This is a genomic window from Rhizobium sp. BK602 (assembly GCF_014195095.1).
GTDB lineage: Bacteria > Pseudomonadota > Alphaproteobacteria > Rhizobiales > Rhizobiaceae > Rhizobium.
In genome coordinates, this window is sequence record NZ_JACIBC010000011.1 from 85,784 (window position 1) to 103,835 (window position 18,052).

The window sequence follows — 18,052 nt, forward strand, 5'->3', positions numbered from 1 at the left end:
CGGAGCGGGAATTGAGATGAAGACCTCGATTGCGACTGTATCGATCAGCGGTGACCTGAAGCAGAAGCTGGACGCGATTGCAAAAGCCGGTTTCGACGGTGTCGAGATCTTCGAGAACGATTTCCTCGCCTTCGATGAAAGTCCGCGCGACATCGGCCGGATCGTCAGGGACTACGGGCTGGAGATTACCCTCTTCCAGCCCTTCCGCGATTTCGAAGGCATGCCCGAGCCGCTGCGCAGCCGCACCTTCGACCGTGCCGAGCGCAAATTCGACATCATGCAGGAGATGGGCACCGATCTGGTGCTGGTTTGCTCCAACGTCTCGACGGCTGCGCTGGGTGGGCTCGACCGGGCTGCGGCCGACTTCCACGAACTCGGCGAACGTGCCGCCAAACGCGGTCTGCGGGTGGGCTACGAGGCGCTCGCCTGGGGACGTCACATCAACGACCACCGCGATGCCTGGGAGATCGTCCGCCGCGCCGATCATCCCAATATCGGCCTGATCCTCGACAGCTTCCACACCCTGTCGCGCAAGATCAGCGTCGAGTCCATCCGATCCATTCCGAAGGAAAAGATCTTCATCATCCAGCTTGCCGACGCGCCGCTGATCGACATGGATCTTCTCTATTGGAGCCGGCATTTCCGTAACATGCCGGGCGAGGGCGAATTGCCGGTCCTCGATTTCATGCGCGCCGTGGCCGCGACAGGCTATGACGGCTATCTTTCGCTCGAGATTTTCAACGACCAGTTCCGAGGGGGATCACCGACCGCGATTGCCGTGGATGGCCGACGCTCGCTGATCCATCTCGGTGACGAGGTCAGGCGCACAGAAGGCGAAAACGCGCTTTCCGTCCCCGCCATGCCAGCCAAGGCGGAGGTCGAGGGTGTCGCCTTCATCGAATTCGCCGTCGACGAAACGGAGGCATCGCAGCTTGCGGGCCTGATCGCGACACTCGGCTTCAAACGGGTAGGGCGTCACAGGACGAAGCAGGTCGACCTCTATCGCCAGGGCGAGATCAATCTCGTCATCAATACCGAAGAAAAGGGGTTTGCCGGTGCCTCCCATCTCGTCCATGGCAAATCGGCCTATGCGATGGGCCTCTGGGTCAAGGATGCCGGGGCGGCACTGGCGCGCGCAATCGCGCTCGGAGCCGAACGCTTCCAGCAGCCGCTCGATCCCGGCGAGATCGAGATGCCGGCCATCCACGGCGTCGGCGGCGGCCTCATCTATTTCCTCGACCGGACATCCGAGCTCGGACGCATCTGGGAGCTGGAATTCGTGCCCGTCGAGGACACGGGAAGCGCTATACCGGCCGGCCTGAAGACGATCGACCACGTCGCGCAGACCATGCGCTACGAGGAATTGCTGACATGGCTCCTGTTCTACACCGCGATCCTCGATGCCCGCAAAACGCCGATGGTCGACATCATCGACCCCGCCGGCATCGTGCGCAGCCAGGTGGTCGAAAACAGTTCCGGCTCCTTGCGCATCACCTTGAACGGTGCGGAAAATCGCAACACGCTCGCCGGCCATTTCATCGCCGAGACGCTCGGATCGGGCATACAGCATCTGGCCTTCACCACGGCCGATATTTTTGCCACAGCCGATGCGCTCGAACGCAACGGCTTCGTCACCTTGTCGATCTCGCCCAATTACTATGACGATCTGGAGGCCCGCTTCGGTCTCGATCCTGACTTCACCGATCGTCTCAAGTCGCGCAATATTCTCTACGACAAGGACGAGCACGGGGAATATTTCCAGATGTATAGCCCGACCTATGGCGAAGGGTTCTTTTTCGAGATCGTGCAGCGCAGCGGATATCGCGGCTACGGCGCGGCAAACGCCATTTTCCGCATCGCCGCCTTGCGACGGCATCTCAGGCCCGCGGGCATGCCGAAGCTTTAGGGCCCGATTTGACTGGTCGGTAATGCTGGCGATACTCGTGTGAACGCTTCGATTCCCCTTGAAACGAGTCCAGCATGCAAAAGAAGCTTTCGGCGAAGGTGGTCAGCCGATCCAGAAAGAACGATCCCGATGCGACCAAGGAGAATATTCTCCGCATAGCGTCGGAAGAGTTCGTCGCCTCAGGATTTGCCGGCGCCCGCGTCGATGAGATCGCCGAGCGCACCAAGACCTCGAAGCGGATGATCTATTACTATTTCGGTGGCAAGGAAGGGCTGTACCTCGCCGTGCTGGAGCGGGCCTATACCAAGATCCGCAGCCTTGAAGGCGCACTCGATCTGCAAAACATGCCGCCGGCTCAGGCCATGCGACGGCTGATCGAAAGCACCTTCGACCATGACGACCAGAATCCGGATTTCGTCAGGCTGGTCAGCGTCGAAAACATTCATCGTGCCGAGCATATGAAGCGCTCCAGCGTTCTCTCGCAGATGAATATCGTCGTCATCGACATCATCTCCGACATCCTGCGCCGTGGCTATGAAGACGGCAGCTTCGAGCGGGAGATCGATCCGATCGACCTGCATATGATGATCAGCGCCCAATGTTTTTTCCGGGTATCCAACCGTCATACGTTCGGTGCCATTTTCGACCGCGATCTTTCCGCGCCCGACATCAAACAGCGTCATCGGACGATGATCTGCGATGCCATCATCGCTTACCTGAAAACGCCCGCGACCGCCGGCTGATCCTCTTATTCTAACAACGAACCGACCGTAGCACGACGCCGTGAATTGACAATACGAACTAGTTCGTACATTTTATCACTCGTCATTCTTTGACTTGATGAGGCTCTGAAAAGAGCAGGGAGGATAGTTGTGTCGGAAGCATTGATCGCGCCGCAGGTTCTGCAGGTTGGCCTCATAGGAGCCGGTATTGGCGGCTCTCTGTCGCCGGCCATGCATATGCAGGAAGGTGCCTGTCTCGGGTTGGACTATACCTATGACATCATCGACCTGCAGGTGCTCGGCCGTGGCGTGGCGGACCTGTCCGAGCTTATCGGCAACGCCGAGAAAAGCGGTTTCGCCGGCCTCAACATTACCCATCCCTGCAAGCAGGCGGCCGTGGATCTGGTGGATGAACTGTCCGCCGATGCCGCCGTACTTCGCTCGATCAATACCATCGTCCTTCGCAACGGCCGGCGCTTCGGCCACAATACCGATTGGTGGGGCTTTGCCGAAAGCTTCCGCCGCGGCCTGCCGGGGGCGTCGCTGGAGCGGGTGGTGCAGCTTGGGGCCGGCGGCGCGGGCGTGGCCGTCGCTCACGCGGTTGCCGGCCTGGGCGCCAAGTCCATCGAAATTTACGATCTCGATCCGGCGAGGGTGAGCGCGCTGATTTCGCAGATAGAAGCGGCGCATCCGCATTGCACTTTTGTCATCGGCAAGGATCTGCCGGACGCATTGCGCGAAGCGACCGGCCTTGTCCATGCCACGCCGACCGGCATGCTCGGCCATCCCGGATTGCCGCTCGATGAAGCGCTGATCAACTCCCGTTTCTGGGTCGCCGACATCGTCTATTTTCCGCTTGAGACCGAGCTTGTCAAAGCGGCAAGAAGCAAAGGCTGCCAGGTGCTGGATGGCGGCGGCATGGCGGTCTTCCAGGCTGTCGGTGCCTTCGAACTCTTCACCGGCCGGCGGGCTGATGCCGAGCGGATGATTGCCCATTTCAAATCGTTGCAGGCGCGGTCATCTGCCCGCAATGGTTAGATTGGCGTTCGGTCAAGGCGAGGCATGCCGCAAGGCCCCGCCTCGTCGCGGGATGAGCGATCAATAGCCCCGAGCGATATCGATGGTGCGCGGAATGGCACCTGTCTGCCGATAGGACCGGATATTGTCGGCAACGATGCGGCTTGCCGATTGCAGGTCGGTCGGCGCGGAAATATGCGGCAGGACGGTGATGCCGGGATGATCCCAAAACGGTGAGCTTTCGGGCAGCGGTTCCTGCTCGAAGACATCAAGAACGGCATGGGCGAGCCGTCCCTCGTCAAGTGATGCCAGAAGCGCCGGTGTCGTGACGATCCGGCCGCGGGCAAAATTGATGAGCGAGGCGCCTTGCTTCAAAAGGCCCAGCCGTTCGGCGTCGAGGAGGCCTACTGTGTCTGCGGTCAGCGGCAGTAGGCAGACGAGGATGTCCGACTGAGCTAGGATCTGCCGCAGCCCTTCCTCGCCATGAAGACAGTCGATGCCATCGATCGACTTCGCCGATCTGCTCCAGCCGGAGACCGGAAAACCCGCCTCGGTCAGCCGCCTGGCCGCTGCCGTTCCCAGGGCACCGAGGCCCAGAAGACCCATTCTGACCGTGGATGGCGGCCGATAGGCCTGTGGCTGCCATAGCATTTCCGATTGCCGGCGGCGGTAAAGCGGCATGTCGCGCTGCAGATAGTAGGTCCAGGCGAGCACGGCTTCGGCCATCACCCGCGACAGCTCGGGGTCGACGAGCCGGACGATCGGCGCCGCACCGGCACCCAGCTCCGACACCAGTCTTTCCACTCCCGCCCAGAGGCTGTGTATCCAGACAAGCCCAGGCAACGCCGCGACATCGGTCGGGTCGGGATTGGCGACGATGGCGATCTCCGCTTCGCTGCGGTCGTCAGCGCTCATGTCGCGGAACGGGATGATGCGCTCTTCGGGCAGGAGCGCCGCGATCTGGTCGCGCCATTCCATTTCCTCCGCCGCATCGAGACGGGTGACGATTGCGATCGGTCTGCTCATCGTAAAAGCTCCTAAAGAACGCTCTAATGCGCGAAGACGCTGTCGAAATCCTTGAAGCCCTTGACCTCGATCGGATTGCCGCTGGGATCGAAGAAGAACATGGTGCGCTGTTCGCCGGGCTGTCCCTCGAAACGGACGACCGGCGGAATATCGAAGGCAATGCCGCCTTTTTCAAGCCGGTCGGCCAGGGCGAACCAGTCATCCAGAGGCAGGACGACGCCGAGATGCGGCATCATCACCATGTGGTCGCCGACCTTGCCGGTCCGCGTGACCTCGAAAGGCTTGCCCAGATGCAGCGAAATCTGGTGGCCGAAAAAATCGAAATCGACCCAGGTGTCGGTCGAACGGCCTTCCTCGCAACCGAGAACGCCACCGTAAAAGGCGCGCGCCTCGTCCAGATCGGTCACATGATAGGCCAGGTGGAAAAGAGATCTCATCGCTTGCTCCTCGCTTCGGATTGACCCTTCCATAGGACGGTCATAAGAAAAGAAAAACTACTTTTTTCTTTCGCAGAGCATAAGGATATCTGTTGGATACGCGCTTCCTTCGCAGCCTGATCGCGGTTGTCGAAACCGGCTCGATCGCCGGTGCGGCGCGGCGCGAGAAGCTGACGCCCGCCGCCATCAGCCAGCGGATTCAGGCTCTGGAGCTCAGCCTTAATTGCAGCCTGTTGTCGCGCGGTGCTCACTCGGTGCGCCCGACGGAAACATGCCTGGCGCTTCTGCCGCGTGCCCGGCTCATCCTGCGGGAGGCCGATCGTTTGGGGGACGATATTGCCGGCGGCGAACTGGCGGGGGAATTGAGGATCGGAGCGATCTCGACGGTGCTGACCGGCCTGCTGCCGTCCGCCATACGCGAGACCGCCCGGTTGGCGCCGCAGCTTAAATTGCGGCTGGTCCCCGGCGCGTCGCATTTCCTCTATGAACAGCTCCTGGCCGGCGAACTCGATATGGCGATCCTCGTCGAGCCGCCTTTTGCCTTGCCGAAATCCTTGGTCGGCCACGTGCTGCGCCAGGAGCCGCTGCTTTATCTGACGCAAGCGGATGTGAGCGGCGCGGAGATTGCCCGCCATATCGCCGATACGCCGTTCATTCGCTACGATCCGACCTCATGGGGAGGGCGCCTGGTGGCACGCTATCTCGAGGCCTCGAAGCTCTCGCCGGATATCGTCTGCGACCTCGATGCGCTCGAGACGATTGCCATCCTGGTATCGCAGGGCCTCGGCAATGCGCTGGTGCCGTCATGGCCGGGATTGAGTGCGGACGGCTTGACCATCGTCCCTGTTCCAGCCGGCGAGGACTATGTCCGCAAGATCGTGCTCTTGCACGCCGCCGTTCCGGCCAGACCGCAGGCGGTATTGCTGATGCGTGACGTCCTGGCGGGCGGTGGCAAGGGATCGTTCGGATCGGCATAGGGGGCCACTGCATCATATGAAGGCGATGGTTGTCGTCGGCCGGTCAAGGCCTTGCTCGGTGATCGTAATATTTGACGGAATATAACGTCGTTGTATACGGAGGGATATCATGCTAGCGGTCGGTCTCTTTCCGAAGGATCTGCATCCATGGTTGCCCGTTTTGAAATTTTTGCCAAAATAACCTTTCTTATCAGCTGCTTACTGTTGTCGACGCCGGCCTGGGCCGATCGCATCGTCACCGACCAGATCGGTCGCCAGGTCCATATTCCCGACACCGTCAACCGCGTCGTCATTCTGCAGCATCAGACGCTCAACATTGCCGTACAGCTCGATGCCATGGGCAAGGTGGTCGGCGTTCTCGATGAATGGAAGAAGCAGCTCGGTGCCAACTACGTGCGGCTTGCTCCGCAGCTTCCGGGCCTTCCGATGCCGGGCGGCCTTACGAAGGTGAATATCGAGGAACTCCTGAAGCTGCGGCCCGATGTGGTGTTTGTCACCAACTATGCCCCGGCCGATATGATCAAGCAGATCGAAGATAGTGGCCTCGCCGTCGTCGCCATCTCGCTTCTCGATGTGTCGCCGCAAGAAGCAGTGAAACTCAATCCGGTGGTCAAGGACGAGCCGGTCGCGATCGATGTCGGTTTTGCGAGCGGCGTGCGGCTGATCGCCGATATCCTCGACCGCAAGGAAAAAGGCGAAGCGATGATCGCGGCCACCAAGAGGTCGCGCAAACTCATTGCCGATCGCCTTGCCGATCTCAAGCAAAGCGAACGCGTGCCGGTCTATATGGCCAATCCCGATCTCTCCACCTATGGGCACGGCAAATATACGGGCTTGATGATGGAGCGCGCCGGCGCCCGCAACGTTGCGGATTCGATCGCCGGATTCAAACAGGTGACGATGGAAGACGTGCTGGCCTGGAACCCATCCGTCATCTTCGTTCAGGAGCGCTATCCTGCCGTCGTCGACGAGATCAGGAAGACGGCGTCCTGGCAGACCATCGATGCGGTGAAGAGCGGGCGCATCTATCTGATGCCCGAATATGCCAAGGCATGGGGCTATCCGATGCCGGAGGCCATGGCGCTCGGCGAACTCTGGATGGCAAAACAACTCTATCCTGAGCGCTTCCAGGATATCGATATGCAGGCACAAGCGGATGCCTATTATCGGGAGTTCTACCGCACCGACTATCGCCTCGGGCAATGAGCGGCAATGTTCCCCCGCGACTGATCATCGCGATCTTGGCTGGGCTTCTATTGCTTGCCGCGGTCGCCTCTCTGGGGATCGGCCGCTACGATATCCCGTTTGGGCGCGTCATCTCGATACTATGGTCGCCGCTTTGCCAGCCCGACGTGCCGGTGACGCCAACGGAGGCGAATGTCGTCTTCACGGTACGCATGCCGCGCATCCTCCTGGCGCTTCTTGCCGGCGCCGGTCTGGCCCTGTCAGGCACGACCTTGCAGGGTGTCTTCCGTAATCCGCTGGTTGGGCCGCAGGTGATGGGCGTCTCATCTGGCGCGGCTTTTGGCGGGACACTGGCGATCCTGCTCGGCTTTGCGCGTTACGGCTTGCTGGCGAGTGCCTTTACCTTCGGGCTCTCAGCCCTGGTTCTCGTCTATGGGCTCAACGGCATCGTGGCGCGCCGCAATATCCTGGCATTGGTTCTGGCCGGTGTCGTGATCACCGGCTTTTTCGGTGCGTTGGTAAGTTTGACCCAATATCTGGCCGACACCGAAGACAAGCTGCCGGCCATGGTCTTCTGGCTGCTCGGAAGCTTCGCCACCGCCAATTGGGAAAAGCTATTTCTGATCGCCGGCCCAGTGCTGACCGGCGCCATTCTGCTTCTGGGGCTGCGCTGGCGTATCAATCTCCTGTCGATCGGCGACGAGGAGGCACGCGCGCTGGGCGTCAATGTCGAGCCGCTGCGTTGGACGGTCCTGGTTCTCGTCTCCGTGATCGTTGCGGCGCAGGTGGCCGTCAGCGGCATTATCGGCTGGGTCGGCCTCGTCGTCCCGCATATGGCGCGCATGCTGGTCGGCGCAGATCATCGGGTGACCATGCCGGTGTCGCTGATGCTTGGCGGGCTTTATCTTCTGATAATCGACACCGTTGCACGAACAGCCACCAGCACCGAAATCCCGCTCGGAATCCTGAGCGCTCTGATCGGCACGCCGGTCTTCGCGCTGGTTCTGAGACAGACCCAGAGAGGCGGCCGTGGCTTCTGATCCCGTCATGCTGTCCATTGCCGCTGCCAGCCACTCCTATGACGGCAAGCGCTGGCAGTTCCGGGATCTCGATCTCGATCTGAAGGCGGGAGAGATTGCCGCCATACTGGGTCCGAACGGACGCGGTAAATCGACCTTGCTGCGGGTGATGGCGGGGCTTCTCAAGCCGCGATCGGGACGATTGCACTTGAACGCGCATACCGGCTTCGTCCCGCAGGAATTTGCCGGCTCCTTTCCGTATTCGGTGTTGGATGTGGTTCTGATGGGACGCGCGCGTCATATCGCGCTCTTTGACATGCCAGGCAAGAGCGATCGCGAAAAGGCGATGGAGGCGCTTAGCGCCACCGGCATGGCGGATCACGCCCATCGCGACATCAATGCTCTGTCCGGCGGCGAGCGCCAACTCGTGCTGATCGCGCGGGCGCTGGCCGGCGAAAACGCCGTGCTGCTTCTGGATGAACCGGCTTCGGCGCTCGACCTGAAAAACCAGGAGGTGGTGTTGTCGCTGCTTGCCGCGCTGGCCGACGACAGCAAGCTTGCGATCGCCTTAACCACGCATCAACCGAACCATGCCGTCGCTGTCGCCGACAAGGTCCTGCTGATGCTCGACCATGCCGAGACCATTTTTGGAACCGTGAAGGACGTCATGACCGAGGCCAATCTGGAAGCGCTCTACGGCATCCCGATCCGCTCGGCGCATCTGGGCGACGGACGGCATGACGAAACCGCCTTCATGCCGCTGTTCCAGCAAAGAGATCGAAAGGGAGGGCGTCGATGAGCGACCCCGTTCAGCTTCTGTCCGCCGGCAGCATGCGCCATGCCTTTCCCGCGATCGTCATGGCCTTCAAACAGCAAAGCGGAATTGCGGTTTCCCTGTCGCTTGGCCCGGCCGGCCTTTTGCGCGAGCGGATCGAGGCGGGCGAGCCGTTCGATCTTTTCGCTTCCGCCAATATGGAGCATCCGCTGCGTCTCGCATTTGCCGGAATTGTCGAGGACGTCATCTGTTTTGCGCGCAACCGGCTTTGCGTGCTCGCCCGCGCCGATCTCGGTCTTACGACCGAGAACTTTCTCCATATCCTCGGCGAGCCAACGGTCAAGATCGGCATCTCGACGCCCGGAGACGACCCCTCCGGCGACTATGCGTTCGACGTCTTCGACCGTATCGGCAAGATCCATAAGGGCATGGACGAGACCTTGAAGGCGCGAGCGCGGCAGCTCGTCGGCGGCCGCGATTCGCCACTCATGCCGCCGGGAAAAGGCGTCGGCCATCTCATCGCCGAGGGCGCGGCTGACCTTTTCCTCAGCTACTATTCCGGCGCCCGCATGCTGGAGGAAGATCCGGCGTTCAATGTGGTCGAAATCCCGCGGCAATTCGCCCCGACAATCGAATATGGCCTGGCGCTGCGCAAGGATGCGTCTGACGATGCGCGGCGACTGAGGCATTTTATCGTGTCCGATCAAGGGCAGGCGATATTGAAGAGCTTTGGCTTCCTGGCTGTCGAATGAGCTGTTCGCCGTGTCTCGACGATGCCTACCTCCGGCGGAACGCATCGATTGCGGACCGACGAGAGGGCCGCGCCGCGATGTCGGGCTGCCATGGGGCGCGACAAAAGCCGGACGCCTTCATCATACGAATTGCGACAAGCTCGATGAGATAGATGCTGCGCGGTTGTGATTTTTTGGTATTATCACACGCAAGTAAGGTGGGGCTTGCGATCGATGCCTCGATGATTGAGCGATGATTGAGCAATGTTGGATATTTACCCCGGTTGGGCTAATTTGAAGCAGTGCATTGGGCCGCAAGGTCGGCGCTAACCGCCGCCTTGCAGGCCAAAGTGAACGGGGCCGTGTCTTGCGGCTCTTAAAAAAGAGCAATGGCTATTATGGAAATACAAACGCATCTGCCCTCATTCGTTCGCATCCTGGGCCAGGTGGCTATAATCGTCTACGCATATTCCGGAGTGATCCGGACCGTCGAGCGCGGCGCTCTCAAATCCCTGGCCGTCGGGCTTCTTTTTGGCCTGGGCGGCATCCTGTCGATGAGTGATCCGATTCTGTTGGCGCCGGGCATCCTCCACGATGGCCGCTCCATCCTGCTCGTTCTGGCGCCACTGTACAGCGGTCCTCTTGGGACCGTGGTCGCTGCCGTCATGATGGCTGTCTTTCGGTTGGCGATTGGCGGTATCGGCGCCGTTGGAGGGTCTGCCAGCATCTTGATCGTCGCGCTGACGGGATATCTCCTGACGCTCTTGCCGCGGCAATGGCTGGGGTCTGGCTGGAAGCAATCGGCTCTGTTCGGTTTCTCGACGATGACGTCGCTGGTCGTTCTCCTGTTCCTGCCGTCCCAACTTGCGTGGGAGCTTCTCGTTTCGGCAACCCTTCCGGTCACAATCGTCAATATACTGGGTGTGATCCTGTTGTCCGATCTTCTTCAGAGAGAGCGATATCGCGTCGGCATCCAGCGCGCGCTGGAGAATGAAGCCAGCGTCGATCCGCTGACGAAGCTTCCCAACCGTCGTGTCCTGCAGCGGGAGGGCGATCGCTGCAGCAAGGAAGCCGGAAGCCGGCGCACCCCGTTCTCGATCATCATGCTTGATATCGACCACTTCAAGAAGATCAACGACACCTGGGGGCATTCCTGCGGCGACACCGTCCTGGCGAAAGTCGCGGATGTGATCCGCCGGACGGTGAGAAAAACCGATGTCGCGGCCCGTTATGGCGGGGAGGAGATCGTCGTTCTTCTGCCCAACACCGACGAAAACGCCGCCATGATCGTCGCTGAAAAAATCCGCCGGGATATCGAAGCAGCCGATCTGGCATTCGATCGCGACATCATCCATGTCACCGTCAGCATCGGCATCGCATGTTCCAACGAGCCCACGACGGACTTCAAATACGTCCTGGAGGCCGCGGACAAGGCGCTCTATCGCGCAAAGGCCGGCGGCCGGAACCGCGTGGAACTGTCAGCGGCGGCTTGAGGTCCAGCGGGCTGGGTGGAATGTCGAGGCTGCTGTCAACGCGACCTGCGAAGTGCTGAAGCCTGGGTGTTTGATCCTAGGCTTTGATGGAGCATCCTTGTCTTCCGAATCAAGGATGCGCTATGGGCCAGGTTCTTCATGGGAGCGCCACGACGACAGAGGCAGTCCGTCGAGCGATACAACATAGTCAAGAGAGCCTGAGAACGCTTTCGAAGCGTTACGGGATCAATCAGAAGACCGTCGCCAAGTGGCGGAAGCGGTCCTCGGTTGCGGACCTTCCGACCGGCCCGAAAGAGCCGAGATCGACGGTGCTCTCCGTCGAGGAGGAGGCCGTTATCGTTGCCTTTCGCCGGTTTGCGCTGCTGCCGCTCGACGACTGCCTCTATGCACTGCAGCCGACAATCCCGCATCTTACGCGGTCTTCGCTGCATCGTTGCCTGCAGCGTCACGGCATCGGCCGCTTGCCGGATGTCGACGGCGACAGGCCGGCGAAGAAGAAGTTCAAGAGCTACTCCATCGGCTACTTCCACATCGACATTGCCGAGGTGCGCACCGAACAGGGCAAGCTGCACATGTTCGTTGCCATCGATCACACCTCGAAGTTTGCCTTCGTCGAACTGCACGAAAAGGCCACCACCGCCATCTCGCGCGAATTCCTCCTACGCTTGATTGCGGCCATCCCCTACAAGATCCACACCGTGCTCACCGACAACGGGATCCAGTTCACCACACCCGGCGCTGGTGGCTCGGCTGTCCCGCTGATCAAAGAGGCGATCGCCAATGGCGAACGCTTCTGGGCTCATGCTTTCGAATACACCTGCGCCACCAGCGATATCGAGCACCGCACGACCAAGCCGAAGCATCCATGGATCAACGGTCAAGTCGAGAGGATGAACCGAACCATCAAGGATGCCACCGTCAGACGCTTCTACTATGAAAGCCACGATCAACTTCGTCAGCACCTCGCCGACTTCGTCGCCGCTTACAATTTCGGCCACAGTCTCAAGACCCTCAAGGGCCTTACACCCTACGAGTTCATATGCAAAGCATGGGCTTCACAGCCCGAACGCTTCACCCTCGATCCGCTCCATCAAATGCCGGGACTAAACACCTAGGCTAAGGCCTGCGCGCTGCTAACTTATAAGCCTCCGAGCAGCGATGCGATGGCTATGATCCCCGAAGATTTGCGCAACTCCATGTCGAGCGCCGAGGATTTCCGCGATCATATCATCGTGTCGGATACAGATTGGATCATGCTAACACCGCAATGCTGCTTCAGCGTTGGAATAGTTGGATACACTGATTTTACGTCGCGAATCGGACCTTAAAGGGGCGACGATAGCGATGCGGAACGCGGGATTTGGGCGCCATGCCTGGTAATGTTCACATCCAGCAGGCCGGTAAATCAGCAGCCTGATCCCTGTCTATCCTAAGGGGCGTACTCCAGGGCGAAGACATTTTCGTTTGGTTGAGAAGCCGAAACTATAGTTATGCATATTAAATCTTCAGTTATGCATATTAAATATTGACAATGGAAAGCAAAATTTGAATGAAATGCGAATGTTGCGTTTAGTCAAAAAACCGGAGGAAATTTTGCGTATTCTTGTTACCGGAGGGGCTGGGTTTATCGGATCATATTTTGTGAGGCGTCTGGAGATGTCTGCAGAAAATGAAATTTTGGTCTACGACAATCTTCACCCTCAGGTACACGGAAACGAGGCCGTTCCGCCAATTTTTGGGCCGAAGGTTGAATTTATTAGAGGTGACGTGCGCGATGCTTCGTTGTTGAGGGAAACCATCAAACGCTTTCGACCCAATGCCATAGCCCATCTTGCGTCAGAAACTGGTACGGGACAGTCTCATGATGAGATTAGCCGATACGCCGATGTCAATATTATGGGTACGACTTATCTGTTTGAAGGCATTAGAGCGATGGGCCGAGAACTGGATTGGTTTCTACTGACTTCATCTCGAGCAGTCTATGGCGAGGGTGCTTACATTAATTCACAACATCGTTTGATGGCTAATGTCGTTAGGCGTTTAGGGGACCTCGAGGCTGGTCGTTTTGGAGTCTACGACTCAAATGGTCTAGAATTAACATCCATACCATCATCCTCTATAATCACACCTACTCCGCTTTCAGTGTATGCGGCTACCAAGCTCACGCAAGAGCATCTAGCAAGAAGTATCCTTTCAACGTCGAATGCCCGCCTACTTATTTACCGTTTTCAAAATGTTTTCGGTGCTGGTCAATCTTTGATAAATCCGTATACTGGAGTTTTATCTATTTTCATATCAAGGTTACTTCAAGGTAAACCAATTGGAATTTATGAGGACGGGGAAGTTTCACGCGATTTCATTTATGTAGATGACGTCGTGGCGGCAATGATTGCAGGCATCAGCAGAGATGTGAGGCCTGAACGGCCGTTGGACATAGGCTCCGGAAATGCCTCGAAAATTTATGATGTAGCAATCAAGTTGGCCCGTCTGGCAGGATATGAAGGTTTTGATCTTCCAATTACAGGCGAGTTTAGACCTGGCGATATTCGCCACGCTGTTGCTGATACTTCTTATAGTCGTTCTGTATTAGAATGGTCTCCTAAGGTTTCACTGGAAGAAGGGTTGGAGCGACTTTATGTGTGGGCAAAAGATAGGATTTCTTTTCCATCATGAAATGAGATTTATCAAGAAGATGTGATATTCGCGCAATTTGCTATTGTGTGAAGTTTGATAGTTGCTTAAGGCGCGCGAGGGTGAAGTAATGCAGATTCGATGGTTGGCACCATTTGCAAAACGTCGGGAGGAGTTTGAGCTTCCAGCAATTTCGGGAGCTGTTCGGAACCTTTTTGATGCTGAGCTTTATCTTGAAGCAAATCCCGATGTCAGGGCAGCTGGTGTCGATCCGCTGACGCATTATCTGCGGCACGGTGCAGCTGAAGGAAGAGATGCTCCGCTAGGTTTCACGCCTGAGGCAATTGAGAAGAAAAAAAATGGTGAAGCGGTTGCCAATTATATTCGCTCCCGTATGCCGAAGCCTGATGTGCTTCCTATCTTTAAAGTCCATATCTCCAACGCAATTGCCGCGCTTTTTGATGTTGGAGCTTATTTTGAGGTCAATCCGGATGTAGACACCGGGGTTGATGCGCTACAGCATTATTTGGAAAATGGTATAGTTGAAGGTCGGGAAGCCCCCCCCGGATTTACTACAGAGGCAATTGCTGCAACTGGAACGGGAGAGCAAGTTCTTGAGTTGCTTCAATCAAGGCGCCCCAGGCGGATTCGTCTGCAATATCAGCCATCACAGATCACAGGATTGAAGTCTACCGTGGATACGCTGTCGATGATGTTATCGACGCGCATTGCTCCTAGCGTTGCAGCAGTCTTTGATGAAAGCGCGTATCTGGCATCGAATCCTGATGTTAAGGCTGCGGGCATAGAGCCTTTACAGCATTATCTGGATCACGGCATTTCGGAGGGACGAGCTCCGCCGACCGGCTTTAACAACAAGATTCTTCGCCTTTCGAAAGCCGGCGATTCTGCTGCTATTAGAATTCGTTCAGCACAGTTGCTGGCTTTGCCCAAAGGGTTGGGTGCCATTGTTCTTGATGATGATTTACTGAAAGAGAATCTTGGCGTTGAATATTCTCTACCATTCGACGAAACTATCGCCGCGGGTATCGTTTTATATAACAATGAAGTTGAAGAAATTCGGCGTCTCGTTAAATCTATTAGGAAAAGTCGAGGTATAGAGCGTATAGATGTTCGCGTGATTGTTATAAATAATGGTGCGGAACTTCCATTAGAAATGGAGCGGCTTCTTGTAGAGAATGGGGTTTTTCTTCTCGAAAATAAAGATGGGAATTTGGGCTCCTCTGCGGGGCATACTCGTCTTATGAATTATGCATTTAAGGAGATGGGTTGCATCGCCTACATGACCTTAAATCCTGATGGGTTCTTCCACCCAAGAGCACTTGAACGTATGTTGCGCATGGCCAACAAGCATAATTGGATGGCAGCAATTGAAGCTGCTCAACTGCCCAATGAAAACAGTAAATATTTTGATCCCCATACATTCGACACAGAGTGGGCTGTTACAGCCTGTGCGCTTTTCCCTCGAAACGTGTGGGAAAAAGCTGGCACATTCGACCCTAATATCTTTTTATATTGTGATGATGTTGATTACGGGTGGATGATCAGGAGGGCGGGTTTTTTTGTTAAATACTGCCCTTACGCTTATTATTTCCATGACTATGCGAGCAGAACAGCGGTATCGAGCTTTTTTCGACAGAATAGTTGGGAGGCGGGGCGTTACCTCGGGCACAAATGGGGCAATCCGCAATTTCGCAAACGGTGCGAAGAGCGGCTTTTGGAAGGAGGCTTTTATAGCTCCCTAGAGGATATGCCTAAGATCGATGATCTTCCACGACTATCCCCTCCATTAGGTGTGGCTAATTTTGATAACGAATTCCTTTTTGCTCAAAGCCGCTGGTGATTTATCGTGAAGACAACAAGAACTTCCCTCCCTCAATTGTGTCTTAAGGACAAGGTGTCCATCCTGATCCGTTTTCATGATATTTCCAAGCTAGAAGATCTATCGATTTGCTTACTCTCTCTTAAGGCACAGACATACGAGGCTGTCGAGCCCATCATACTAACCCAGAGATTTTCCCCTGATCAAATTAGGGCGGTTGAAGAGGTTTTGGGCGATTACGAGTGGAGCTCTGTCGTTAATGCTCGTGTAGTTAATGTGAACCTAAAAGAGCCTGCCGATTTGCGGACTCATTTGCTGAACGTCGGAATTAAAAACACTGTAGATGCTCGCTTTCTTGCGGTTTTAGATTACGATGATTTTGCTGGACAAGAACACTGCAATCGTCTGATAGCGCGATTGAAAGATACTGATGCTGCGATTGCGTATTCTGGCATGATCGTTATTGAGCAAGTTATCTCCAAATTTTATAAATATACTGTTTCAAGGAAATTCGTTGTTCGAAATGATTTTCGAATACAAAAACTTCACGACGGGCCTCATTATCAAATGGCCTGCTTTATGGTTGATCGCCTAAAGGTCAAGGCTGAGGATTTAAAATTCGATGAAAACATCGTCTATGAAGAAGATTATAACATCCATCTTAGGTTGTCTTTGAAATATCCGTCGGACTTCTCCGTGGCAGGAGAAAAAGTGCCGGCGCTCATGCGTGCAATACGTCGCGATGGTTCAAACTCGGTAATTTCGACCTATGACACAAAAGAGGAGGTAGATCGTAAAAGAGCGCTTTGGAGAAACGGAAAGCGCGTGAACTCCAGAGTTCGACATGATAATTACAAACCAGAATTTGATCCTTTTGTAATGCTCTGGACTGAACCACTGCCCATAAGGGGAGGGACGGCCTATAATTGGGTGGTTTACAGCATGGGTCTGGGGATGTCACAACTACCCAAGCGTTTTGATTATGGCCATTTGAGGGTAGCGCATTCTGCGCGTTATTCGCCACTTATTTCGACATTCGGCCAAAAGAACTGGGCATTCCGAATGGATTATGAATCTGTCAGAATGCTAGAGCATTTATTAGGCCCGAATCTCGACTGGAACAAAGATTCTGTTGCTATTTGGAAAGATTTGATGCGAGGTAAAGGGGTTGCGTTCGAGCAACAGCTGATCCTTTTGGATAAGAGTTATGACGTATTCCCGTTTCGGACTGTTCTAACATTCGGCGTCAATGGTGCAGTCGCTGCTTATGCCAAAGAAAACAATATCTCTCATGTCTCACTTGAGTTAGGCCCTACACGTCAGCCATTTGTGGAAACCGGGCATTGCGACCCTTTCGGGGTTAATGGAGATAGTGTTTTATCGAAGCTGCCTTCGAATTTTCTCCTGCCCAAACTTGAATCGGAAGATTGGCTTGACACTTTCGTCGCGCGCAGCGGGATCAATGTTCCAAAGATTCCAGAAATTGTTGAGCAGATGATGGAAAGAGGCGCCAAGCGTGTCGCGCTTATTCCATTGCAGCTTGCAGATGATGCAAATTTTTTGTTGCATGCCGAGCAATATACGTCATTTCGGGATTTTTTGGTTGAGGTCATCCCAGCATTGGTTGCAAGCGGGTGGGCTTGCCTTATCCGGCCACATCCGTTTGCCAATAAAAGTGCATACACTGAGGCGGATAATAATCTTTGCCGAGAATGGTGCGATGCACAGGAATCGGAGTGGATCGTATGGTACGATAACGAGCTCACCCAAACCGAGAAATTGGGACTATTAGCAGGAGTTGATGCTGTAGTTACCGTGAATAGTTCTGTTGGATTTGAAGCGATGTTAATGGGTACGACAACGGTAACGATGGGGCGCGCTTCTTTTGTATTGCCCGCGCATATGCCGACTCTGGAAGATCTCCAATCTGGTGGCGATCTTGAGCGGTTCCGTGATTTACAAAGGCGGTTGGTTGCTTTCAATTTGTTTCATCATCAAGTCCCTATAGGCGACATTTTCTTTCCGGCAACACTTATGCGTAGGCTTGATGAAGCGGCAAAGATGCGCGCCGTTTATGAGGAAACCGGCGCGGAGGGCCTTGCGGCTCATCTAGTGGAAAACGTGCGTAGCTCGCTTGTTGATTATTTCACTATGGGAAGAAATCCTATGTCGGCGTCTCCACCCGCCATATTGCACAATGCACCACTTTTAAATGCTGTGCCTACGCTGTAGTATTAGTTAAAATCCCTCGATCTGGGCTAATGACTTATGTGGTCATCTGCGGAGTATGGTA

The 18,052-nt window shown here is 55.9% G+C and carries 15 protein-coding genes; 13 read left to right on the forward strand and 2 right to left on the reverse strand.

The genetic code is table 11. From position 1 onward, the window contains the following. The first annotated feature begins 16 nt into the window (after positions 1 to 16). The 3 genes from FHX11_RS27435 to FHX11_RS27445 all read left to right on the forward strand — a co-directional run bounded on the left by FHX11_RS27435 (position 17) and on the right by FHX11_RS27445 (position 3,666). Entirely contained in the window at positions 17 to 1,906 is a 1,890-nt protein-coding gene (locus tag FHX11_RS27435; protein WP_184363802.1) for a sugar phosphate isomerase/epimerase and 4-hydroxyphenylpyruvate domain-containing protein, read from the forward strand. Positions 1,907 to 1,980: 74 nt separating this feature from the next. Further along, positions 1,981 to 2,649 (forward strand): TetR/AcrR family transcriptional regulator, encoded by a 669-nt coding sequence (locus FHX11_RS27440; RefSeq protein ID WP_184363805.1) that lies wholly within the window; start codon positions 1,981 to 1,983, stop codon positions 2,647 to 2,649. Positions 2,650 to 2,778: 129 nt separating this feature from the next. Continuing rightward, positions 2,779 to 3,666: a shikimate dehydrogenase gene (locus FHX11_RS27445; RefSeq protein WP_184363808.1), complete on the forward strand. Its 888-nt coding sequence runs from the start codon at positions 2,779 to 2,781 to the stop codon at positions 3,664 to 3,666. Positions 3,667 to 3,726: 60 nt separating this feature from the next. On the opposite strand, the gene FHX11_RS27450 is transcribed toward FHX11_RS27445, so the two are convergent. Both FHX11_RS27450 and FHX11_RS27455 read right to left on the reverse strand, forming a co-directional pair. Continuing rightward, positions 3,727 to 4,671 (reverse strand): glyoxylate/hydroxypyruvate reductase A, encoded by a 945-nt coding sequence (locus FHX11_RS27450; RefSeq protein ID WP_184363811.1) that lies wholly within the window; start codon positions 4,669 to 4,671, stop codon positions 3,727 to 3,729. A gap of 23 nt (positions 4,672 to 4,694) precedes the next feature. After that, positions 4,695 to 5,108, reverse strand: a complete 414-nt coding sequence (locus FHX11_RS27455) for a VOC family protein (RefSeq protein WP_184363814.1) — start codon at positions 5,106 to 5,108, stop codon at positions 4,695 to 4,697. A gap of 92 nt (positions 5,109 to 5,200) precedes the next feature. On the opposite strand from FHX11_RS27455, the gene FHX11_RS27460 reads away from it, so the two are divergent. From FHX11_RS27460 to FHX11_RS27505, 10 genes are all read left to right on the forward strand, one after another. Next, positions 5,201 to 6,085 (forward strand): LysR substrate-binding domain-containing protein, encoded by an 885-nt coding sequence (locus FHX11_RS27460; RefSeq protein ID WP_184363817.1) that lies wholly within the window; start codon positions 5,201 to 5,203, stop codon positions 6,083 to 6,085. A 204-nt stretch (positions 6,086 to 6,289) separates the two neighbouring features. Beyond that, positions 6,290 to 7,291 carry an ABC transporter substrate-binding protein gene (locus FHX11_RS27465; RefSeq protein WP_281411649.1) on the forward strand — a complete coding sequence of 334 codons (1,002 nt, stop codon included), beginning with the start codon at positions 6,290 to 6,292 and terminating at the stop codon, positions 7,289 to 7,291. Further along, positions 7,288 to 8,310: an iron ABC transporter permease gene (locus tag FHX11_RS27470; RefSeq protein ID WP_184363824.1), complete on the forward strand. Its 1,023-nt coding sequence runs from the start codon at positions 7,288 to 7,290 to the stop codon at positions 8,308 to 8,310. The genes FHX11_RS27465 and FHX11_RS27470 overlap by 4 nt, the downstream gene beginning before the upstream one ends. After that, positions 8,300 to 9,088, forward strand: a complete 789-nt coding sequence (locus FHX11_RS27475; RefSeq protein WP_348649742.1) for an ABC transporter ATP-binding protein — start codon at positions 8,300 to 8,302, stop codon at positions 9,086 to 9,088. The genes FHX11_RS27470 and FHX11_RS27475 overlap by 11 nt, the downstream gene beginning before the upstream one ends. After that, positions 9,085 to 9,816: a molybdate ABC transporter substrate-binding protein gene (locus tag FHX11_RS27480; RefSeq protein ID WP_184363826.1), complete on the forward strand. Its 732-nt coding sequence runs from the start codon at positions 9,085 to 9,087 to the stop codon at positions 9,814 to 9,816. The genes FHX11_RS27475 and FHX11_RS27480 overlap by 4 nt, the downstream gene beginning before the upstream one ends. Positions 9,817 to 10,271: 455 nt before the next feature. Further along, on the forward strand, positions 10,272 to 11,288 hold the full coding sequence (locus FHX11_RS27485) for a diguanylate cyclase (RefSeq protein WP_348649743.1): 1,017 nt from the start codon (positions 10,272 to 10,274) through the stop codon (positions 11,286 to 11,288). A 122-nt stretch (positions 11,289 to 11,410) separates the two neighbouring features. Then, complete coding sequence (locus FHX11_RS27490; RefSeq protein WP_184363832.1) at positions 11,411 to 12,403, forward strand: IS481 family transposase; 993 nt, start codon at positions 11,411 to 11,413, stop codon at positions 12,401 to 12,403. A gap of 445 nt (positions 12,404 to 12,848) precedes the next feature. Beyond that, positions 12,849 to 13,961: an NAD-dependent epimerase/dehydratase family protein gene (locus FHX11_RS27495; protein ID WP_184363835.1), complete on the forward strand. Its 1,113-nt coding sequence runs from the start codon at positions 12,849 to 12,851 to the stop codon at positions 13,959 to 13,961. Positions 13,962 to 14,049: 88 nt separating this feature from the next. Next, positions 14,050 to 15,780, forward strand: coding sequence for a glycosyltransferase family 2 protein (locus FHX11_RS27500; RefSeq protein WP_184363839.1), 1,731 nt, complete (start codon positions 14,050 to 14,052; stop codon positions 15,778 to 15,780). 54 nt (positions 15,781 to 15,834) lie between these two features. After that, positions 15,835 to 17,991: a hypothetical protein gene (locus FHX11_RS27505; protein ID WP_184363842.1), complete on the forward strand. Its 2,157-nt coding sequence runs from the start codon at positions 15,835 to 15,837 to the stop codon at positions 17,989 to 17,991. Positions 17,992 to 18,052: the final 61 nt, after the last annotated feature.